Source organism: Streptosporangium sp. LJ11 (genome assembly GCF_051918945.1).
Lineage (GTDB): Bacteria > Actinomycetota > Actinomycetes > Streptosporangiales > Streptosporangiaceae > Streptosporangium.
Genome location: NZ_JBPXMB010000039.1, coordinates 14,164 through 34,731, shown reverse-complemented (window position 1 = coordinate 34,731; position 20,568 = coordinate 14,164). Strand labels below are relative to the sequence as shown.

The following is a 20,568-nucleotide window of genomic DNA, read 5'->3' as shown; positions in this document are numbered from 1 at the left end:
GCGACGCGGCCCTTCACGCGGCCGGACCTCAAGGCGGCCCGACCTCGACGCGACCTGACGAGGCGCGCTCCGGCCGGGCCGGCACCGCTCCGGTGCCGGCCCGGCCGGCCGCGTGCGAGGGGTGTCTAGGAGGAGTAGACCTCGAACGAGGACAGCTGCCCGGCGGGCCAGCCGGTGTTGCCGGTGATGTTCAGCCGCACGTACCTCTTCGTCGTCGCCGGGAAGGTGACGGTCGCGGTGTTGCCGGTGGCCGGGTCGAAGGTGAGGCCCCGCGACGACACGAGGGTGCCGAAGGCGGCGCCGTCGGACGAACCGAGCACCGACAGCGTCTGGGTGCGCGCGCCCCAGGCGCTGGACGGCGGCAGCTTCAGCACCAGGCGCCCGACGGCGGCCTGCGCGCAGAGGTCAACGGTGATCGACTGGGGGAAGGCGTGGTTGGCGCTCTCCCAGTAGGTGTTCGCGTTGCCGTCGACGGCGTTGGCCGCCACGTAGTTCTGCGTGGTGCTGCTCGCGGTGATCGACTTGCCGCGGGCCAGGTCACCGGTGCCCGGGGAGCACCCGGGCGGGGGCCAGGTCGTCGCGGTCACCGTGCCGGAGGGCGGCGAGGTGTTCTGCGCGGCGTCCCTGGCGACCACGTAGAAGCTGTAGGAGGTCGACGGCGTGAGACCGGTGACGGTGAACGACGTTCCCGCTGTGCCGCCCACCCTGACGTCGGTGGCGCCCGCCTCGCGGTAGACGTCGTAGCCGGTCACCCCGACATTGTCGGTGGCCGCGTTCCAGCCCACCGTGATGCTCGTGCTCGACGCCGGGACGGCGCGCGCGGCGCCCGGCGCGGTCGGGGGCTGGGTGTCGCGCGTGCCGCCGGCCCTGCGGGTCTCGAACTCCGTCGCCCAGTACTTCGTCCGGTCCAGGTACGCGGTCTCCGCCGCGGTCCCCGTCCTGCCGTACGCGCCGTCGAACGTCTGGTAGCCGAACCCGGCGGGCGGGGTGGAGTCGGCGGGCTCGATGGAGCTGCCCTCGTGCCACTCGTTGAACGAGGTGATGGAGACCCAGGTGGGCAGGCCGCCCTTGGCCGGGTCGAGGGCGTTGGACCACTCCAGGTCGTAGGTGGCGCCGTCGGCGCGGCCGAGGGTCGGGGTGGTGTTGCCGGGCACCGCGCGGTCGTCGATGTAGCCGGGGGCCACCGAGGGCGCCCAGATCAGGTTGTTCTGCTTGGCGTACGCGCCCGCCTCGGCCCAGCCGGGCGCGGTGGCGCCGGCGATCCCGTCGTAGGTGTACATGCCGGAGAAGTGCGCGATCTTTGACGTGTCGGTGGTCTGGGCGAGCACGATGTTGCCCGCGGTGACCTGGTCGAGCGCGGTCCAGTCGGTGATCCTCAGGCTCTCGAACACGTAGAAAGCCGCCCTGTTGCCGTGCTCGGCGTCACGGTAGAAGGCCGGGTGGGAGCCGTAACGGGTGTTGATGTAGCGGATGTCCTCGACGGTGGAGGCCGCCGTGCGCCCGCCGTACGGCTCCAGGTGCCAGGCGACCTTGACGCCGTACCGCGCGGCGGCGTCCATCACGCCCTGGGTGAGCCTGTCCTCGAAGCTGTCGCGGCCCCACCAGCTGTAGACGATGACGCCGACCCCGGCCTGCTTGATCCACTGCATGTGCCTGGTGACGGCGCCCGCGTGGTCGCCCGAGTCGTAGGCACCCAGGCTGGGGTACAGGTCGGCGCCCACGTCGTCGGGCGGGGTGTGGCCGCCCTGCTGCCAGTGCCGCCATTCACCGCTCGTCTGGGGATTGCCGTACCAGGAGTAGTAGAACAGGTGGACGTTGGAAGACTGCTCGGGGACGGCCGCGCCGCGCGCCGGGAGCGGTGCCTGGGCTCCGGCCCAGCACAGGGCGGCCAGCAGGAGCGCGAGGACGATCTGGGCGCGTCGCCCGGTATGGCGTAAGCGGCTGACAGATTGATCGGATGTCTTCATCGGCTGACCCTTCGTCACGCGGGGCCGGATCGCCGCGGCCGGCGGAACGTACGGTCACCGCGATCCAGCCGGGTGGGGGGCGGAGAGGATACCGCCGTCGCCGGGGGGATCGGCGAACGGCGCTGTGCACACCATAAGATGGCGGACAGATGTCCGCAATGTTTCTACTTCTTTTCGCAAAAATATGCTTATAGTATGGCTTTGCACGATATATAGGCCGACAGAGACCGACAGGTGACTCGACCAGGGCCACGAACAGGCACACTCTCCTGGAACGGTCCGATGTTTCTTTTCCAGTGCCGAAGGGTTTCCCACCGCCACGAAGTCTCCCGGCGTCGCGGGCCTCCCGCGGTCCGGAGGTGCGGGGCGGCATGGTCCCGGCACCGGGGAACCTGTGGTTTTTCGCAGGGGAACGCGGAGGGATCTCACGATGGTCCGGGCGGAGCGGTGTTCGTAACGTCGACTGGTGCCCGAATTCAAGATCACAAATGGTCCGCTCTCCCGGCGCCCCGCCGGCCGCCGCCCGGTGGCCCGCCCCGTCATGTTCGCGACGGCCCTCCTGACGGCGGCCTCGTTCGCGCCGGCCCCGTTCGCGACGGCGTCGTCGGCGCCGGTGTCATCGGCGGGGACGAATACCGCCCTCCGGGACATCGATCCCGCGTCCGTCGACCGTTTCGTGAAGGCCTACCGGGAGGCGACCGGACTGCCGGGGGTCGCCGTCGCCGTCACCAGGGGGAACGAGGTCGTCCACGTCGCCGGCTACGGCCGTACCTCCTCCGGCGATCCCGTCACGGCGGACACCCCCATGGCGACCGCGTCGCTCAGCAAGTCCTTCACCTCCCTGGCCGTCATGCAACTGGTGGAGAAGGGAGTGGTCAGGCTCGACGAACCGGTGCGCGTCCGGCTCCCCGAGTTCGTGATGGCCGATCCGCGGGCGGCCCGCATCACCGTCCGCCAGTTGCTTGACCAGACCTCGGGCATGGCCGACCAGGCCTTTCCCGAGAGGAGCCTGCCCCAGCCCCGATCGCTCCGCGAGGCCGTGGCGCGGCTGAGGGGGGCGAGGCTGGCCGCCGACCCCGGCACGCGGTGGAGCTACCACAACACCAACTTCCAGGTCGCCGCGCGACTGGTCGAGGTGGCGAGCGGCGTGCCCTTCGCCGGTTACCTCGAAAAACACGTGTTCGGCCCGCTCGGCATGCGGAACAGCACCACGATCGACACCGAGCGCGACCTCCCCGCGAGCGCGCGGGGCCACCTCCACCTGCTCGGCGCCACGCTCGCCCTTCCCGAGCCCCCGGGGTTCGGGAACGGCTCCGGCGGGGTGGTCAGCACTGCCGGGGACATGGCCCGGTGGATGATCATGCAGAGCGGCGAGGGGGTCGGACCGGGCGGTGTCCGCGTCGTCTCCGCCGCGAGCGTCGCGGAGATGCGCGCCCCGTCCAAGATCAACGACTCCTACGCCCTGGGGTGGTCGATCGGCACGACAGGAAACGGCTCACCGGTCGTCGGGCACGGCGGCGACCTGCTCACCGCGACGGCCCAGCAGAAGCTCCTGCCCCGGTCGGGGTACGGCATCGCGGTGATGGCCAACACCGGCACGGCGTACGCCGACAGCGACGCCGTCGCGGACGCGCTGGTCGCCATGGCCGAGGGACAGGAGCCCGAGGCACCCCCCTCGATCCCCCCGCACCTGATCATCGACCTCGCCATCGCGGCGGCCGCCGCCGTGACGCTCCTGCTGGCGGGCCGCGGGCTGGCCCGCTCCCGCCGGTGGGCGGCGCGGCGTGCCGGTCACCCGGTGTGGCGCGCGGCGGCGCGACTGCTGCCGTACGCGCTGCCGGGGGTGCTGTGCCTGACGATCACCGACGTCTTCGGGATGCTGGCCAGGGGGAAGGACATCACCTGGACACAGGTGGCCTACATCTACCCGTCCTTCATGATCTGGCTCGTCCTCGCCACCGGGGCCTGCGCGGTCCTGGTCCCCGTACGGATCGGCCACCTGGTCCGGGCGCGCCGGACGCCCGCGCCCGGCGCCGCTCAGCCGTCCAGATAGCGCAGGATGGCCAGGACGCGCCGGCTGTAGCCGGGGGTGCGCGACAGCCCGAACTTGTCGAAGATCGCGTTGATGTGCTTCTCCACCGTGCTCTGCGACACGTGCAGACGCTCGGCGATCGCGGCGTTGACGAGCCCCTGGGCGAGCTGCTCCAGCACCTGGGACTCCCGCCGGGTGAGCCTGCTCAGCGGGTCGGTGCGGGTGGTGCGGGCGAGCAGCCGCCGGACCACCTCCGGGTCGAAGACCGTCCCGCCCGCGCGGACCCGCTCCAGCGACTCCAGGAACTCGCCCACCTCGGTCACCCGGTCCTTGAGCAGGTAGCCCAGCCCCTCGGGGGCTCCGGCGAGCAGCCGGGCGGCGTAGGCCGTCTCGACGTACTGCGACAGTACGAGCACGCCCACGCCCGGCTGGCGCTCCCGGATAGTCAGCGAGGCCCGCAGCCCCTCGCCCGCCTGGCCCGGCGGCATGCGCACGTCCACGATCGCCACGTCGGGGCGGTGCCCGTCCACGGCCTCGAGCAGCCCCGCGGAGTCGCCCACCGCCGCCACCACCTCGTGACCCGCGTCCTCCAGGAGACGGACCAGGCCCTCGCGGAACAGTACGGAGTCGTCGGCGAGGATCAGCCTCATGACGGCTCCGGGCGTTCGGACCCGCCGCGGGGCAGCGTCGCCGTGACCCTGGTCGGGCCACCGGGGGGACTGTCCACCTCGAAGGCGCCGTCCAGCGCCAGAACCCGCCGCTCCAGCCCGGACAGCCCGCCACCGGCGGGATCCGCCCCGCCCCGGCCGTCGTCGGAGATCTCCACGGTCACCGCGTGCTCGTCCTCGCTCAGGACCACCAGGACGCCGCCGGCACCCGCGTGTTTCGCGGCGTTGGCGATGGCCTCGCGGGCCACGAAGTAGACGGCCGTCTCGATCTCGGACACCGGGCGTTCCGCGAGGCCGTAGCGGACGGTCACCGGCACGCCCGCCCGTTCCGCCACCCCGGCCAGGGCCGCGCGCAGGCCCAGCTCGTCCAGCGCGGCCGGGTAGATCCGCCAGGCCACGCCGCGCAGCTCGTCGAGGAGGCGGCGTGACTCCGCGTACGCCTGGTCCACGAGGGCGGCGACCGCGGCCGGGTCGGCGCCGTGCCGAGCCCGGCCCAGCAGCATTCCCAGGGCCACGCCCCTCTGCTGGACGCCGTCGTGCAGGTCACGCTCGATGCGCCGCCGCTCGTCGTCGACGGCCCGCACGATGCCGCTGCGGGTGGCGGTCAGCTCCGCGATGCGGCGGCGCATCGCCTCCCGCTCCCCGGGACCGGCGAAGTACGCGGCCAGCCGCCGCTCGGCGGCCACCGTCGCCGCGCCGCACAGCGCGGCCAGCCCCAGCAGGACCAGCCCGTAGGCGGTGCCCAGCGGCCCGCTGTCGACCGTCAGGCGCACGCCGGGATACCGCAGCGGGACCGGGGATGACGCGCCGGAGAGCAGTTCCCCGGCGCCGCCGGCCAGGAACAGCAGGCCGACGAAGAGACCGGTGAAGGTCAGAAGGCTCGCGAACGTGCCGAACGCCGCCCGCAGCGCGAGGTAGCCGTACGCGCTCCTCGCCGGCCCCCCGCCGGAACCGTGGCCGGACCACACGCCGGTGCCGTGGTCGAAGCACGCCGCCAGCCGGGCGTGTTCCAGCGCGACCAGCCGCGCCGTTCCCGCCGCCGCGAAGCGCCGGGCGGCGCGCCGGCCCGCGGGCCACGCCGCCAGGACCGCGAACAGCCCGCCCGCGACGCACAGGAAGCCGAGCTCGGCGACACCCGTCACGCCCCCCGCGATCAGGCCCGCGCCACGCCGGACGGCCCGCGCGACCGGCGCCCCGGCCCGCGCGGATCGAGGCACCGGCCACGGCATGACTTTCATCCTCGCGATCCTCGCGATCCTCGGGGTATCGGGGTCATCGGGGTCATCGACATCAGACGAATTGTATTGACCTTCCTTCGCCCCTCGAAGACCACCAGAAAACGATATTGACCGCCGAAACCGGGCGGTGCCGCGACTCGGAGCCTGCGGGGCCCCGACCGGAGGACCCCGGATCCCGCACACCGCCCGAGCGCTCGCCAGAGGACCTAAATACCCATACAAATCACCCAAAGAGTCAGTGCGGTCGCGAATTGCTTTGACCGGCAACCAGGAATTAGCCATATTTACGCAATGATTCGTTTACGCCACCTCGCGGGAGCCACCCTCGCGTCCGTTCTGCTGGCCGGCTCCGTCGCCGCCCCCGCGGCCGCCTCGGCCCGGGAAACCGTCGCCGTCTCCTCGACCGAGGCCGCCGCGCGACCGGGTAACGGAAAGATCCTCTACGACCGCATCAGCGGTGGGCGGGGCACGCTGAAGGTCAAGAACGGCACCGGCAGGGACGCCGTCGTCACGCTGGTCCGCGGCAGGTCCAAGGCGATCAGCATCTACGTCCGCGCCCGGTCGACGGCCTCGGTCCGCGATGTCAGGGACGGCACCTACACGATCTTCTTCACCTCCGGTCACCGGTTCAGCACCTCCCGGGGCAGGTTCACCGGCTCCCCCTCCTACCAGCGCTTCACCAGCAAGCTGAGGTTCACCACGACCTCGTCCAGCTCGACCATCTGGACCCTGACCCTCAACCCGGTCAGGGGCGGCAACGCCCGGACGACCGGCGTCAACCCGAACGACTTCCCGGCCTGATCCGGCCAGATACGGCCTAATCCAGCCTGATTCGTCCTGACCCGGTGGGGTCCGGCGGGGCTCGGCGAGATCCCGCCTCCGCTCCCCCTCCCTCCCCCGTACGCCCACCATCACGGCAACGCCCGCAGCGTCGCCGGAAGATCCGCCGGGCCGCCTTCCCCGCCGGGAAGGCGGCCCGGCGGCCGCTCGGCGTCGAACGGGACGGCCGCGCCCTCCGTGAGAGTTCCCGGCGGCGGAGCTCTCCGCTCCCAGCGAAGGACGCGACGGCGAGCCAGGCGCCGCAGCACACCGTCGCGGGACGTACCTTGAACTGCACGGGTTGTTGTATCTGACCAGACCTGGGGAAGGTGTGAACGCCATGGAAGCCGCCACCGTGGAAGGCACCGTTGAGGTTGTCGAGGTTGAGGAAGAGGACCTGGTCCTGACCGACGACGACGAGGCACCCGCAGCCCTGGAGGCGACCGTCGGGGCGAGCACCGACCCGGTCAAGGACTATCTCAAGCAGATCGGCAGGATCCCCCTCCTCAACGCCGAGCAGGAGGTCGAGCTCGCCAGGCGCATCGAGGCCGGGCTGTTCGCCACCGAACGGCTCAACGACGGCGACCGGCTCCAGCCCGACGTGCGCGCGGAGCTCGAATGGCTCGCCGAGGACGGCCACCGGGCCAAGAACCACCTGCTGGAGGCCAACCTGCGCCTGGTGGTGTCGCTGGCCAAGCGTCACACCGGCCGGGGCATGCTGTTCCTGGACCTGATCCAGGAGGGCAACCTGGGGCTGATCCGCGCCGTGGAGAAGTTCGACTACACCAAGGGATTCAAGTTCTCCACGTACGCCACCTGGTGGATCAAGCAGGCGATCACCCGGGCGCTCGCCGACCAGGCCCGCACCATCCGCATCCCCGTGCACATGGTCGAAGTGATCAACAAGCTGGCGCGCGTGCACCGGCAGATGACGACCGACCTGGGCCGCGAGCCCACCCCCGAGGAGCTGGCCGTGGAGCTGGAGATGACCCCGGAGCGGGTCGTCGAGGTCCAGGGGTACGGGCGAGAGCCGATCTCCCTGCACAGCCCGCTGGGCACCGAGGGCGACAGCGAGTTCGGCGACCTCATCGAGGACTCCGAGGCGATCACCCCCGAGGACGCGGTGGCCTCCGCGCTGCTGCAGGAGCAGCTGCACACGATCCTGGAGGCGCTGTCCGAGCGTGAGGCCGGGGTGGTGGCGATGCGGTTCGGGCTCGGCGACGGCCGGCCCAAGACGCTGGAGGAGATCGGGCGCGCCTACGGGGTGACCCGCGAGCGCATCCGGCAGATCGAGTCCAAGACCATGACGAAGCTGCGCCACCCCTCGCGCTCGCGGGCCCTGCGCGACTATCTGACCTGATCGGTCTTCCGGCCCCGCCGTCACCCGGGCCGATCGCCGTCGGGGCCGCTCGGCCGACGCCGCTCAGCCGGCCGTACGCGCGATGAGGGCGCCGACCGTCTCCTCCGGCCCGGACGGCGGCCGGTCCAGCAGGCGCGCGAGGTCGGGGCCGGTCTCGGCGAGGGCCCCGGCGCGCACCGCGGGGAACACGCCCCCCGGCCAACCGGCCTCCGCGTCGGTGACCTCCCGGTGCTCGACGGGCCTGCCCAGCACGCGGGTGAGGACCCCCGCGAGCTCCGGGAAGGTCCCTCAGGCCCGGCGCCGCCACGAGGCGCGACCGGGCGAACGGGGCGTTCGAGACACGCGTGCGGCAGCCGTCACGACCCGTGTCACGACCTGCGCGCGACGACTATCTCGGTGACGACCTCCTCCTGCCACTCCCCCGACGGGTTCGCCGCGGCCAGCGCCTCGCGCACCGCCTCCGTGAACGCGGGCAGGCGCTCACCGAGTCGCGCGGGCGAGGAGTAGGAGAACGACAGCTGCAACCCCACGATCTCGTCGACGGACTGCCGGACCGTGCGGGCGAAACACCGGGACTCCAGCCGGCGGAACGCCGACTCGCGCAGCACCTCCTGATGGTGCCGCCCGCTCTGGGCGTACTCCTCGCTGTTCGCCCGCCACTCCAGGCCGAACGTCTGCCGTACGGCCTGCACCACCGGCTCCCAGGGCGGCTCGACCGGGTCGGTGGTGGGACCGGCGAGGACGACCGCCCCGTGCGCGGGGAGCAGCCCGTCGAAACGCCGGAGCACCCGCTCGCGCTCCATCCAGTGGAAGGAACGGCCCATGACGACGTGGTCGACCGGGCCGAGCGGCAGCTCTCCGAGCGTCGAGGAGTCGCCCCGCAGCCAGCGGATGCCGGGCGTGCCCCACCGGACCCCCTCGGCGAGCATCTCCTCGCTGGGGTCCACGGCCAGGATCTCCCCGGCCCGGGACGCGAGGGGGATCGCCAGCGTGCCCGGACCGCACCCGAGGTCCAGCACCCGTACCCGGTCGTCGAGGTCCAGCATGTCCGCGATGTAGTCGATGATCTCTGTTTCGTAGCCGTGCCGGTAACGCGCGTAGTAGGTGGCGGCACCCGCGAACAGTTCGCTCCGAGAGATCATGCGAACCAGTTTAGACACGCTTTTCCGGGAACCGGAGGCCTGCGGCAGGGCCGGTAGGGGCCCCTGAACAGCGGAAGACTCCGCTCGTCGCGCACTGTCGGAGACACGCACGCGTCCGGCGGACCGGGAGGGTCACGCCCGGTCCGGGGCACCGGGAGGGCCGCGTCCCGTTCAGGGCCTCCGGGGGCTGGAGGGAACGACCTTGCCGAGTCCCCAGGCGACGAGGCCGGTGATCGCTCCGACGATCACACCGGTGAAGACGCTGCTGATCGCGGCGAAGAGCCGCAGGACGGCGGACTGCGTGGCCGGGTCGAGGTCGCTCAGGTTTCCGCCGAGCGCGGGCGGGTTGCCGCCGAACGCGGAGTTCCAGAGCAGCTGATGTCCCGCGGCCAGGAAGACGCCGTAGAACAGGCCCACGACGAGGAGGGTGAGGAAGGGGTTGGGCACCCGTTTCCAGAGGGCGACCGCGATCCAGACGACCGGAGGCACGAAGACGAACAGGGCGTTCACGAAGGTACCCTCGTGGATGACGTCCAGGTCGTGGAGCACGACCCGGGGCGCCGCGAGAAGAGCGAGTCCGATCACGGCGAGCACGGGCAGCCCGAGGACCGGGCGTCCGGAGGCGAGCGGTTGACGCGGCCGGGTGTTTCGAGAGGTCATGGCCTCACGCTAGGAAGCGCCGGGGACGCGGCACATCCGTCTCCGGTCTCGATGCCGGTACGTCGAGAGGCGACCGCCGGCGTCGCCTCACGCGGGACGCGGAGCGACGGGACGGCGCCATAGGGTGAATTCATGATCGAAGAGCGGTACGGGCAGGCGCTGAGGAGACTTCCGCCCTGGGCGGTCGACGCCCTGATCGGTGCGGGCGTCGCTCTCATCGTGTCGATCGTCATCTCCGCCGGCCAGGGAGGACGGCAGAGCCCGGACGTGATCGCCCACCTGTGGGCCGTGGGACTGGGAGCACTGATGCTCGCCCGGCGACGCCACCCGGTGACCGTGCTCGCCGTCACCGCCCTGGGACTGTTCGCCTACTACGCCGCCGGCTATCCGGCCGTCGGGATCGCGGTCCCCGTCGCCGCGGCGCTGTTCTCGGCGGCCGAGTTCGGCCGTCTCGTCCATGCCGTCGTCACCGCCACCGTCGTGATCGCGGTCTCGCTGTTCTTCCGCCTGGCCGAGGGAGATGACTTCTCGTTCGTCGTCGGGTACGAACTGGCCGGGCACATCCTGCTCATGGCCGCTGCGATCGCCCTGGGAGACAGCCTGAGGTCGCGGCGAAACGCGCAGGCGGGAGCGAGACGGATCGCCGAGCTCACCGCCCAGCGGTACCGGCAGGAAGCGGACGCCCGGCTGCACGCAGAACGCCTGGCCATCGCGCGTGACCTGCACGACTCGATCGGCCACACGACCTCCGTGATCTCCCTGCACGCCGATGTCGCCCGCGAGTCGCTCGGCCGCGACGAGTCGCAGACCCGGGCGGCTCTCGACCTGATCAAGTCCACCACCACCCGCACGATGAGCGAGCTGCGCAGGACCGTCGCCCTGCTCCGTACCCCGGACGAGGACGCGAGGTCGGTCGTCTCGTTGTCCAGCGTCGGCACACTCCGCGAGACCGCCGCGGCCGCGGGGATCGACATCGACATCGAGATGCGCGTCACCGCCGAGCTTCCCGCGACGGTGGACGCCTCGGCGTTCAGGATCGTCCAGGAGGCGGTCACCAACATCGTCAAGCACTCCCGCGGCACCCGTGCCCGCATCACCGCGCTCGACGACGGCGCGGTCCTGCGCCTGTCCGTCGTCGACGACGGTCCCGGACAGGTCCGTGACGGCGGCCCGGGACACGGCGTCGGCTCAGGTCACGGCGTCGGTCCGGGACACGGCATCGGTCCGGGACACGGCATCGGTCCGGGACACGGCATCGGTCCGGGACACGGCATCGCCGGGATGCGCGAGCGGGCCGAGACCCTCGGCGGCACCCTGACGGCCGGACGCGAGTCCGCGGGATTCGCGGTCCGGGCCGTCCTCCCTCTGGAGAGGACGTCATGATAGGCGTGGTCATCGTCGACGATCAGGAGCTCGTGCGCGCGGGACTGCGGACACTCCTCGAGAACGATCCGGGCATCACCGTCGTCGGCGAGGCCTCGGAGGGGCGTGCCGCGCTCTCCCGCGTCCGGGAGCTCCACCCGGACGTCGTGCTCATGGACATCCGCATGCCCGGCATGGACGGGCTCGCGGCGACCGCGGCCATCCGCGCCGACGAGTCCCTGAGGGGCTCGCGGGTGCTGATCCTGACCACGTTCGACGACGAGGAGGACATCGTCGAGGCCGTCACCGTGGGAGCCGCCGGCTACCTCCTCAAGGACACACCGTCGGAGGACCTCCGCAAGGCGGTGCGGACGGCCGCGGGCGGCGGCAACGTGCTCTCCCCCGCGATCGCCCGGCGCGTCATGGAACGTCTCGCCCAGACCCCGCGACCGCCCGAGCCGGACCCGCGGCTGGCCACGCTGACCGAACGGGAACTCGCCGTCCTGGCCCGCATCGGTCATGCCGAGACCAACGACAGGATCGCCGCCGCGCTCTTCATCAGCCCGGCCACCGTACGCACCTACGTCAGCCGGATCCTGACCAAGCTCGACGCGCGGGACCGCACGGCGCTGGCCGTCATCGCTCACCGTTCCGGGCTCGGTACCGGCGAGGACCTCCGCCGGTAGTGACCGGCGGAGGCCTTCTCGCACCCTAGTGAGGGACATGCAGGCCACGCTCGAAGAAGCTCTCCAGCACCATGACGGTCTGCGTCCCGGTCACCCCCTCGATCTCGAAGATCCTGCGCAGCACCTCCTGCAGTTCCCGGGTGCTCGCCGTGCGCACCTTGACCAGCAGTGACGCCGGGCCCGCGATGACGTGCGCCTCCTCGATCTCGGGAATCGCCAGCAGTGCCTCGCCCGACGCGCCCATCCACGCCCCTCCCTCCACGAGCACGAACGACAGCACGCCCCTGCCCGCGGCGATGGGATCGACCTCGATGGTCGTCCGCCGGATCAGCCCCCGTTCACGCAGTTTGCGCACCCGCTCGTGCGCGGCGCCGCTCGACAGCCCCACCGCCGCGCCGAGCGCGGCGTAAGACTGGCCGGCATCGACCTGAAGGAGGCTGACCAACGTCTTGTCAATCTTGTCCATCGCCGTATCATATTCTGTGATCAAGGAGGATTGCATGATGGAATCTATCGCGGCGGAGTTCGAGGTGCTCGACGAACGGTTCGTCGGCGTCGGGGGCGACGAGCGGATCGAGCGGATCCACCACGGTTGCCGCTGGGCCGAAGGTCCCACCTACGTCGCGGCGGGCCGCTATCTGCTGTGGAGCGACATCCCCAACGACAGGATGCTCCGATGGGATGAGATGACCGGAAACGTCGGTCCCTTCCGCGTCCCGGCCGGCTACACCAACGGTCACACTCTCGACCGGCAGGGCCGGCTGATCTCCTGCGAGCACGGCAACCGGCGGGTGACCCGTACCGAGCACGACGGCTCCATCACCGTCATCGCCGACAGCTGGCAGGGCAGGCGTCTCAACAGCCCCAACGACGTGGTGGTCAGGTCGGACGACTCCGTCTGGTTCACCGACCCCAGTTACGGCATCACCAGCGACTACGAGGGCCACCGCGCGGAAAGCGAGATCGGCAACGACCAGGTCTACCGTCTCGACCCCGCCACCGGAGAGGTCACGGCGGTGGCCGACGACTTCGCCCGCCCCAACGGCCTGGCCTTCTCGCCGGACGAGTCCCTGCTCTACGTCGCCGACACTCACCGCGGGCATCTGCGGGTCTTCGACGTGCGCGGCGCCGCGCTGGAGAACGGCAGGGTGCTCGCGGAATGCTCGGCGGGCGGCCTCGACGGGATCAGGCTCGACATCGCCGGCCGGATCTGGGCGGCGACGCACGAGGGGCTGCACTGCTTCGCCCCGGACGGCACCCTGATCGGCAGGCTCAGGCTTCCCGAGAAGACCTCCAACCTGGTCTTCGGCGGCCTCAAGCGCAACTGGCTGTTCATGACGGCCTCCAGCTCGGTCTACGCGATCATGACCAACGTCCGCGGAGCGTGATCTTCCGGGACGTGACGCGGGCCGGCTCGGGGACGCGGCCGGTACGCCGGGAAGCCCGGCCGGGACGGTGTCGTGTACCCGCCGGGCCGCCGGAGCCGGGACCGGCCCGGCGTACGGTCGCGTACGGCCGCCCGCACGCGGCCACCGGAGGGGGATCAGCCGCCTCGCCGGTCGACCTGACCGGCCAGCCGCTCCAGGCTGTCGCCGAGCGCCCGGTCGACCGCGTCGCCCGGCGGGGCGTGCGCCTCGTCGAAGAAGGACAGGTGGATCGTCACCTCGCTCTCGGCGTCGCCGATGCCGGCCACCTGGAGCCACCCGGCGTAGCTGCCGTCGTCGCGGGTGCCCCACTCCATCCGGAGCTGGTCTCGCTCGGTGCGCAGCAGCGCGCGGAAGTCCTGCCCGGTGGAGTCCTGCCCGCCGGTGTCGTCGTGCACCGTCACCGCGGGCAGGTCTCCCGGGTGCACGTGCAGGTCGTGCGGGAGCCACTCGTCAAGGTTGTCCAGATCGCCCGCCCGGTCGAACACCACCTCCGGCGGTGCGGCGATCGTACGGGAACGCTCGTATTCACTCATCTCGATCCCTCCGGTGTGGAGACCCGGCCTCGGCCCCAAGGGGGTGCCGGCCGGTCGTGGACGTTGATCGACGACCTACCCCACCCCGCGAGATCCATCCACGAAACACCAGCTCAAACCGGATTCCGAGAGCTCAGGGCCGGGGCCTCCACCGGGACCGCCCGCCGGGACCCCGTGACGTCCCCGAAGGGAACGGCGCGGAACCGAACGGCATCGGGTGTCGTTGTGCCGGAAGGGGACCGGGATCCCGGGTGGAGCGTCGAGCTCGATGAGGCGCGCCCCGCCCCCTGATTTCATGAACCCTCATGAACTCCGCGAATCCATCGGAACGGAACGAATCCATGCACGTCCCCCAGGACCCTCGGCCCGCGGCGGAGCCCCTCCAGCCCCCCGCCCAGCCTCCCGGCCCGCCGCCCCACCGGTTCGGCGTTCCCGGTGCTCCGGACGCGCCCGGCGTACCCATGGAGCACTCCCCGCCCCCGCCCCGGCGCGACCCCTGGCTGGTGCCGGCACCGCCCGGCAGCCGCTACGACCGGCTGGCGCGCACCCGCCTGCACGCCTGGTGGCGGCCGGTGCTGGGCACGGTCGCGGGCCTCGCGGGCCTCATGCTGGCCGGGCTCGCCGTCATCCTCGGCGGTGCGACGGCCGGCGTGATCGCGGGCGTCGAGATGGGCGGATCCGACGGGCAGATCTTCACCGATCCGGTGTTCGACCTGGGGATCAACCTGCTCTCGATCGCGGCCGTCCTGCCCGTCGTGTACGGCGTGGTGGCGTGGATCCAGCGGCGCCCGCCCGGCACCCTCTCCTCGGTCGTGGGCCGCCTGCGGTGGCGGTGGATGGCGCGGTGCACGGCGGTGGCGATCGGCGCCGTGGTGCTGGGCCAGGCCGCGGTCGCCGTCACCTACGTCGCCACCGGGAAGAACCTCGGCGACATGTTCGGCTGGGTGGGCTGGGAGCGCTTCCTGCCCGCCCTGGCCGTCACCCTGCTCCTGGTGCCCTTCCAGGCCGCCGCCGAGGAGTACGTGTTCCGGGGATGGCTGATCCAGGCGTTCGGCGCCTTCCTCTCCAACCCGTGGCCCGGCATCCTGCTGAGCGCCGCCGGCTTCACCGCGGTGCACGCCTACGTCGACTGGGGCGTCATCGACGTTTTCGCCTTCGGGGCGCTGATGGGCTGGCTGGCGGTGCGGACCGGCGGCCTGGAGGCCGCCATCGCCCTGCACGTGGCCAACAACGTGCTGGCGTTCGGGGTCAGCGGAGCCGACGGGAGCCTGCCGGAGGCGCTGAAGCAGGGGTCGGTGCCCTGGCAGACCCTGGCGGGAACGGTCGTGCAGCTCGGCCTCTACGCGATCGTGGTGGTGGTCATGGCCGGGAGGCGAAGGATCGAGACCGTCTCCCGCTGAGGCTCCGGCGCCACGGCTCGAATCGCCCCGGGCGGCCCGGGGTGGCCGCGCGGGTCACCCACCTTCCGGCGCCGGCATCTGCCGCCCGCGCGGAAACCCGCGAACCACGCACTCCCCTCCCGTACGCCGGACGCGACGCCTGGCTCGCCCTCCATGCTCCTTGACATCTTATATGCCAATCCAGCTATATTGCCGAAGTGGCAACCACATTCGAAGTACTGGCCGAGCCCCGGCGCCGGGAGATCCTCGACCTGCTCCGCACCGGCGAGCGTCCCGTGGGCGACCTCGTCGAGCGGCTCGCGCTGACCCAGCCGACGGTGTCGAAGCACCTGAGGATCCTGCGCGAGGCGGGCCTGGTCGAGGTCAGGCACGACGCGCAGCGCCGGTGGTACCGGCTGCGTCCGGAGCCGCTCGCCGAGATGGCCGCCTGGCTCGAGCCCTACCGGAGCATGTGGGAGGCCGGCCTGGACGCGCTCGAACGCCACCTCGACACCATGCCGGAAGAGGCCTGACGAGACATCAGTAATCCGACAAAACCTGAGAAAGGGCAACATAATGGAGGAACAACAGGCGACCCTGCGGACCGTCGACGACCGGCCGGTGCTGCGCTTCGAACGGCGGCTGGCCCACTCCCCGGAGAAGGTCTGGAAGGCCGTCACCGACCCGGCCGAGATGGTCCACTGGTTCCCGGCGACGGTGGAGACCGAGCAGGTGGTCGGCGCCGCGATGCGCTTCACCTTCGAGGGCGGGGACGACCTCACCCACGGCCGGATCCTCGAGTTCGACCCCCCGAAGGTGTACGCCTTCCGCTGGAACCAGGACGTGCTGCGTTTCGAGGTGCTCCCCGACGGGCCGGGGTGCCGGCTCGTCTTCACCCACACGCTGGGAGGCGGGTGGGCCGGTCGGCTGACCGCGGGCCGCACCGCGGCGGGCTGGGACGTCTGCCTGGTCGCGCTGCTGGCCACGCTGGACGGCGAGCCCTCCGAGCAGCCCTCGGACTGGGCCGACCGCATCGGGGCCTACGTCGAGGCCTTCGGGCTGGCCGAGGGCGAGACGCGGGAGAGCGGCGACGGCCACCTCGTGAGGTTCGCGCGCGACCTGATGTGGAAGCCCGTCGAGGAGGTGTGGGACATCCTCGCCGAGCGGGACGACCCCCGGCCGGGCGCGGAGCCGTCGGCGTGGTTCACGAACCCGTACGTGCCCACGGGCCCGGTGACGGAGGCCGGGGCGCCGCGCGTCCTGGAGTACGACTGGCTCCATGACGGCGAGCCCGCGGGGCGGGTGCGCTGGGAGCTCGCGCACGATCCCGCGCGGGGCACCCGGGTGGTGCTGACGCAGACGGTTCCCGCGCGACTGGCCGATCTCCGCGCGACGGCGCTCGCCGCCTGGCAGGCGCACCTGGAGGCGCTCTTCGAGGCCGTCGTCCAGGGCGAGCCCCGGCGCCGGCCGGAGGGCCGCGTCGAGGAACTGCGGAAGCTGTACGAGCACCGCCTGGGCTGATCGCGCCCGGAACGCCCCGCGGCACGATCGACGGGCAGCGGGCGGACCGCGCGGATTTCTCGTCCTCACCGTGTCATCACAATGCAGGGCGACGCCATGGTTGCCGGCGGGACCGCGACCAGCGAACCACGGGGACGGATAGGTTTTTGTACTGCGATGATCACGGTTCGCTGGATATGATCGCTTCTTGGTAGATATGGCCGGACGGTGGGCAGGCAACCGGCCAACGCGCCGAACCGGTGTCCGAGCGGGTGGTATCTCGGCGACGGCGGAGGGAGTCGGCTCCGGTGGGAAACCTCGATCTGAATCGCGAGGCGCTGGCCAAGCTGCGCGTCACGGTGAACACCCAGGGGGGAAGGCTCGCCACCGTCGGCGACGACTTCCCCGCCAAGGGCGGCGCGAGCTCGTCGCTCTTCGGGACCCTGACCGGCGCCCGGGAGCTGGCCGACGCGATCGGCCGGGTCGAAGGGTACGCGGACGGCGAGCTGGGCACGGTGAAGAGCCGTCTTGACGGCGTCGAACGTGCCCTCGACACGATCGAGGACAACGTGACCGCGGCCGAGCGGGGCACCACGAGTCATCTTCCGGTCATATGACCGACATGGACTCCGTGGCGGCGCTGCCCGGAGGGCAGGCCCTGGCCGCGCTGGTGAAGAAGACGGACGGGGACCCCGCCGCGATCCGGGCGATCGCCACCCGGTGGCGCAAGGCGGTCAGCTCGTCCGCCGATCCGTTCAGGCTCCTGAGGAACGCGGTCAACCAGGTGGACACCGCCTGGAGGGGCGCCTCCGCCGACGCCTTCGTCGCGTACATGCGGCGGTACGACAAGGCCGGCGGTTCCCTGCGGGACGCGCTGGGCGACTGCGCGAACTCCCTGGACACCGCCGCCGGCGCCGTCGAGACGGCGAGGTCGGACGCCGAGCGCGTCTGCGGCGACCTGCTGACGTGGGTGGCGGAATACCGGCGCCGCAACCCGCACGCCACCGAGGAGCAGCTCAAGCCGGGCATCGGCCGGCAGGTCGAGATGGCGGTGTCCCAGGTGCGGGGGCACATCGACTCGGCCGAGACCGCGCTGTCCACCGCGCGGCGCGAGATCGACAAGCATCTCGGCGACACCACGGTGTTCTCCGCCATCCCGGCCGCGGGCGACCAGGACTTCGTCCCCGGCCCCGGGCACACCACCCGGTGGGTGCCGGTGCCCGAGGAGGAGCTCCGCACCACGCTCGCCGGTACGGAACCCGGCTCGCGGGGCGGCGGTGGACAGGGCGGCGGCTCGTCGTCCGGGAACGACGGCGGCGGCTCGGGCGGTGGCAGTGGAGGCGGTGGAGGAGGGGGCGGCCAGGCGATCCCGTACACGGTCACCGGCGACGGCACCGGAGCCGACGTCGTGGCCGCCGCGAGGAGCCACATCGGCAAGCCCTACGTCTGGGGCGCCGACGGGCCCAACGCGTTCGACTGCAGCGGTCTGGTGCACGTCTCGCTGAACGAGGCGGGCATCAAGATCGGGGACAACACCGCCGCCGGATACCAGGCGAGCGGCCGGCCGATCACCGGCCCGCCGCAGCCGGGCGACATCGTCTTCTTCGGCGATCCGGCGACCCACTGCGCCGTCTACATGGGCGACGGCCAGATGATCGCCGCCCCGAAACCGGGCGACCACGTCAAGATCCAGACGGTGGCCGGCGCGTCCCCCATCACCTACCGGCGCTTCACCTGAACGTCCGTACGGAGCTCGCACGACGCCGGCCGGCAGGTCCGCTCGCCGGTGTTCACGGTGGCGGGGCCGGTGGTTCCCGGGCTTCCCGCGCATCGGGTACGCGGGAGAGGGAAATGTCGGTGGACTCTGGCAGGCTGAGGGGCGACCGGCCCACTGGTTTCGCCCCCGCGCGCGGAAGCCCGGAGCCGGGTCACCGCCACGTGAACGCATCGAAGGAGAGGCCATGCTCACCACCCGATATGTCCCCGGCGCCCCCAACTGGATCGACCTGGGCACGCCCGACACCGAGGCCACCGCCGCCTTCTACTCCTCCTTGTTCGGCTGGCATTTCCAGGAGGCCGGTCCCCAGGCGGGCGGCTACGGCTTCTTCCAGCTCGACGGCAAGACCGTCGCCGCCATCGGGCCGCTCAGCGAGGAGGGAGCGGTTTCCGCGTGGACGCCCTACTTCCACACCGCCGACGCCGACGCCACGGCGAAGGCGGTCGAGCAGGCGGGCGGGACCGTGCGCATCGCGCCGGACGACGTCTTCACCAAGGGCCGGATGGCCGGATTCACCGATCCCGGCGGCGCCGAGTTCGCCGTCTGGCAGCCGGGCACCATCGAGGGTCTGGACCTCGTCACCAAGAACGGCTCCCTGGCCTGGCTCGAGCTGTACGTCCCCGACACGGAGGCCGTCCGCCCCTTCTACCAGGCCGTCTTCGACTGGAAGGTCCAGGACATCACGTTCGGCGACATGCCGTACCTCCTGCTGTCGACCTCCGGGGACGACAGCCAGGACCTGGGAGGCGTCATGTCGCTTCAGGAGGGCGACAGGCCGCACTGGCTGGCGTACTTCGAGGTGGCCGACTGCGACGCCTCCGTCGTCCGGGCGCGGGAGCTCGGCGGCGACCTCGTCGCGCCCGCCGCGGACATCGAGGGCGTCGGCCGTTTCGCCGTGCTCTCCGACCCTCACGGCGCGCGCTTCGCCGTCATCGCCAGCGTCGGCTGACCCACGCGGGGCGCCCCGCCGGCCCTGCCCGCGCGGGGCGCCCGGCCGGTCCTGCCCGCCGAGCAGGCGTGCCGGCCGCGTCGCGTGCGGTCGCCGGTCCGGGCCCTTGTCCCGTGCCCGGGCGTCATCGGGGGTCAGGCGGCGGGCGGGGCGTCATCACGGCTGTCGACCTCGGCCGCGATCCGGTCGGCGCGCCGGCCGACCAACGAAACGAGCAGGAGCGCGAGCGCCGGGAGTGCCAGGTCGGAGGCCACGATCACCGGTTCCATGTTCGGATGCCACCCGCGCGAGATCTCCCGCGTCGTCATGATCATCGCTTCCCGGGGCCGCCGGAAACGGGACCGTTCAAACCGGACGATCACGTCATCCCATGCGGTCGCGCAGGATCGCGACGCCGTCGCCTTCGAGGTCGTCGCAGTACGCCGCGCGCCCGGTCATGGCCATCGTGAGCGCCAGGGTGGTGCCGGACACGAGCGCGCCGGAGCCGGCCCTGAAGGGGCCGTCGTCGGCGGCGAGTCGCAGGCCGCCGATCCGTCCTTTGGCGAGGACCACGAGGTCGGAACCCCGGTAGTAGTCGGCCAGCCGGGTGAGGGCGGTGATCGGGTAATCGCGGCGGATGCCCAGCGGGCGCCGTATGTCCTCCGCGTGGACGATCGTCTCGCCCAGCATCGCCACGGTCGGCAGGGGTGGTTTGGTGGTGCTCGTGACGACGCGGCGGAAACTGTCATGCGTCTCGGCCGCGGTCGCCCCCAGCTGCTCGGCGAGCCGCATGGCGACCTGCCTGTCGAAGTCGAAGCGGCAGCGGATCACGCCCGCCAGCCACCGCACCGGGGTGAGGCTCGCCGCCGAGGTGAGGTGCGCCAGCACCTCACGCACGGTCAACCCGGTGCACAGCGACGGCGTCGTCCACTGCTCGCCGGTCAGGTTCGCCAGGTCCGCCGCGAGGGCCGCTCGTTCGGCGTGGATCAGCGGCCAGATGTCGGACGCGCGGCGGAGATCCGCCTTCGGTTCCGGATCGGTCGTGTCGGGCGGCGTTCCGTCGTGGGCCATGGGAGTCCTCGCAGCGGTC

21 protein-coding genes and 1 pseudogene are annotated in these 20,568 nt (G+C 71.8%); 12 read left to right on the top strand and 10 right to left on the bottom strand.

What is annotated here, in order from left to right; all coding sequences use genetic code 11:
• Positions 1-125: 125 nt before the first annotated feature.
• Positions 126-1,967, bottom strand: a complete 1,842-nt coding sequence (locus ACTOQ3_RS39000; protein ID WP_440088746.1) for a discoidin domain-containing protein — start codon at positions 1,965-1,967, stop codon at positions 126-128.
• Positions 1,968-2,433: 466 nt separating this feature from the next.
• On the opposite strand from ACTOQ3_RS39000, the gene ACTOQ3_RS38995 reads away from it, so the two are divergent.
• Entirely contained in the window at positions 2,434-4,020 is a 1,587-nt protein-coding gene (locus ACTOQ3_RS38995) for a serine hydrolase domain-containing protein (RefSeq protein ID WP_440088745.1), read from the top strand.
• On the opposite strand, the gene ACTOQ3_RS38990 is transcribed toward ACTOQ3_RS38995, so the two are convergent.
• Entirely contained in the window at positions 4,005-4,649 is a 645-nt protein-coding gene (locus ACTOQ3_RS38990) for a response regulator transcription factor (RefSeq protein ID WP_440088744.1), read from the bottom strand. The genes ACTOQ3_RS38995 and ACTOQ3_RS38990 overlap by 16 nt on opposite strands.
• Positions 4,646-5,905: a sensor histidine kinase gene (locus tag ACTOQ3_RS38985; RefSeq protein WP_440088743.1), complete on the bottom strand. Its 1,260-nt coding sequence runs from the start codon at positions 5,903-5,905 to the stop codon at positions 4,646-4,648. The genes ACTOQ3_RS38990 and ACTOQ3_RS38985 overlap by 4 nt, the downstream gene beginning before the upstream one ends.
• Positions 5,906-6,196: 291 nt before the next feature.
• Between ACTOQ3_RS38985 and ACTOQ3_RS38980 the strand changes: the two genes are divergently transcribed.
• Both ACTOQ3_RS38980 and ACTOQ3_RS38975 read left to right on the top strand, forming a co-directional pair.
• The gene (locus ACTOQ3_RS38980) at positions 6,197-6,706 is read left to right on the top strand and encodes a hypothetical protein (protein WP_440088742.1); all 510 of its coding nucleotides are present in this window, start codon (positions 6,197-6,199) and stop codon (positions 6,704-6,706) included.
• A gap of 415 nt (positions 6,707-7,121) precedes the next feature.
• Positions 7,122-8,084: pseudogene (locus tag ACTOQ3_RS38975) on the top strand (RNA polymerase sigma factor); the annotation flags it as partial.
• Between the two features lie 63 nt (positions 8,085-8,147).
• Here the strand turns inward: ACTOQ3_RS38975 and ACTOQ3_RS38970 are convergent.
• The 3 genes from ACTOQ3_RS38970 to ACTOQ3_RS38960 form a co-directional block, all read right to left on the bottom strand.
• Entirely contained in the window at positions 8,148-8,336 is a 189-nt protein-coding gene (locus tag ACTOQ3_RS38970; protein WP_440088741.1) for a hypothetical protein, read from the bottom strand.
• 116 nt (positions 8,337-8,452) lie between these two features.
• A complete protein-coding gene (locus tag ACTOQ3_RS38965) occupies positions 8,453-9,226 on the bottom strand; it encodes a class I SAM-dependent methyltransferase (RefSeq protein ID WP_440088740.1) in 774 nt (257 codons plus the stop codon).
• A gap of 171 nt (positions 9,227-9,397) precedes the next feature.
• Complete coding sequence (locus ACTOQ3_RS38960) at positions 9,398-9,886, bottom strand: hypothetical protein (RefSeq protein ID WP_440088738.1); 489 nt, start codon at positions 9,884-9,886, stop codon at positions 9,398-9,400.
• A gap of 132 nt (positions 9,887-10,018) precedes the next feature.
• Between ACTOQ3_RS38960 and ACTOQ3_RS38955 the strand changes: the two genes are divergently transcribed.
• Together ACTOQ3_RS38955 and ACTOQ3_RS38950 are read left to right on the top strand one after the other, a co-directional pair.
• On the top strand, positions 10,019-11,269 hold the full coding sequence (locus ACTOQ3_RS38955; protein ID WP_440088737.1) for a sensor histidine kinase: 1,251 nt from the start codon (positions 10,019-10,021) through the stop codon (positions 11,267-11,269).
• Complete coding sequence (locus tag ACTOQ3_RS38950) at positions 11,266-11,934, top strand: response regulator (RefSeq protein WP_440088735.1); 669 nt, start codon at positions 11,266-11,268, stop codon at positions 11,932-11,934. Before ACTOQ3_RS38955 ends, ACTOQ3_RS38950 begins: the two co-directional genes overlap by 4 nt.
• Positions 11,935-11,959: 25 nt before the next feature.
• Here the strand turns inward: ACTOQ3_RS38950 and ACTOQ3_RS38945 are convergent, their stop codons facing one another.
• Complete coding sequence (locus ACTOQ3_RS38945; RefSeq protein WP_440088734.1) at positions 11,960-12,400, bottom strand: Lrp/AsnC family transcriptional regulator; 441 nt, start codon at positions 12,398-12,400, stop codon at positions 11,960-11,962.
• A gap of 34 nt (positions 12,401-12,434) precedes the next feature.
• On the opposite strand from ACTOQ3_RS38945, the gene ACTOQ3_RS38940 reads away from it, so the two are divergent.
• Positions 12,435-13,322: an SMP-30/gluconolactonase/LRE family protein gene (locus tag ACTOQ3_RS38940; RefSeq protein ID WP_440088733.1), complete on the top strand. Its 888-nt coding sequence runs from the start codon at positions 12,435-12,437 to the stop codon at positions 13,320-13,322.
• Between the two features lie 155 nt (positions 13,323-13,477).
• Here the strand turns inward: ACTOQ3_RS38940 and ACTOQ3_RS38935 are convergent, their stop codons facing one another.
• Positions 13,478-13,894 carry an SRPBCC family protein gene (locus ACTOQ3_RS38935; RefSeq protein ID WP_440073599.1) on the bottom strand — a complete coding sequence of 139 codons (417 nt, stop codon included), beginning with the start codon at positions 13,892-13,894 and terminating at the stop codon, positions 13,478-13,480.
• A 341-nt stretch (positions 13,895-14,235) separates the two neighbouring features.
• Here ACTOQ3_RS38935 and ACTOQ3_RS38930 point away from each other — a divergent pair, with 341 nt between their 5' ends.
• The 6 genes from ACTOQ3_RS38930 (at position 14,236) to ACTOQ3_RS38905 (ending at position 19,499) form a co-directional block, all read left to right on the top strand.
• Positions 14,236-15,294: a lysostaphin resistance A-like protein gene (locus ACTOQ3_RS38930; RefSeq protein ID WP_440088731.1), complete on the top strand. Its 1,059-nt coding sequence runs from the start codon at positions 14,236-14,238 to the stop codon at positions 15,292-15,294.
• A 197-nt stretch (positions 15,295-15,491) separates the two neighbouring features.
• Entirely contained in the window at positions 15,492-15,806 is a 315-nt protein-coding gene (locus ACTOQ3_RS38925; RefSeq protein ID WP_440088729.1) for an ArsR/SmtB family transcription factor, read from the top strand.
• Positions 15,807-15,849: 43 nt separating this feature from the next.
• Complete coding sequence (locus ACTOQ3_RS38920) at positions 15,850-16,794, top strand: SRPBCC family protein (protein ID WP_440088727.1); 945 nt, start codon at positions 15,850-15,852, stop codon at positions 16,792-16,794.
• Positions 16,795-17,081: 287 nt separating this feature from the next.
• On the top strand, positions 17,082-17,390 hold the full coding sequence (locus tag ACTOQ3_RS38915; protein WP_440088726.1) for a hypothetical protein: 309 nt from the start codon (positions 17,082-17,084) through the stop codon (positions 17,388-17,390).
• Entirely contained in the window at positions 17,387-18,511 is a 1,125-nt protein-coding gene (locus tag ACTOQ3_RS38910; RefSeq protein ID WP_440088725.1) for a bifunctional WXG100 family type VII secretion target/C40 family peptidase, read from the top strand. The genes ACTOQ3_RS38915 and ACTOQ3_RS38910 overlap by 4 nt, the downstream gene beginning before the upstream one ends.
• Before the next feature lie 223 nt (positions 18,512-18,734).
• Positions 18,735-19,499, top strand: coding sequence for a VOC family protein (locus tag ACTOQ3_RS38905; RefSeq protein ID WP_440088723.1), 765 nt, complete (start codon positions 18,735-18,737; stop codon positions 19,497-19,499).
• A 134-nt stretch (positions 19,500-19,633) separates the two neighbouring features.
• Here the strand turns inward: ACTOQ3_RS38905 and ACTOQ3_RS38900 are convergent, their stop codons facing one another.
• Positions 19,634-19,807: a hypothetical protein gene (locus tag ACTOQ3_RS38900; protein ID WP_440088722.1), complete on the bottom strand. Its 174-nt coding sequence runs from the start codon at positions 19,805-19,807 to the stop codon at positions 19,634-19,636.
• Between the two features lie 55 nt (positions 19,808-19,862).
• Complete coding sequence (locus ACTOQ3_RS38895) at positions 19,863-20,549, bottom strand: maleylpyruvate isomerase family mycothiol-dependent enzyme (RefSeq protein ID WP_440088721.1); 687 nt, start codon at positions 20,547-20,549, stop codon at positions 19,863-19,865.
• Positions 20,550-20,568 lie beyond the last annotated feature (19 nt).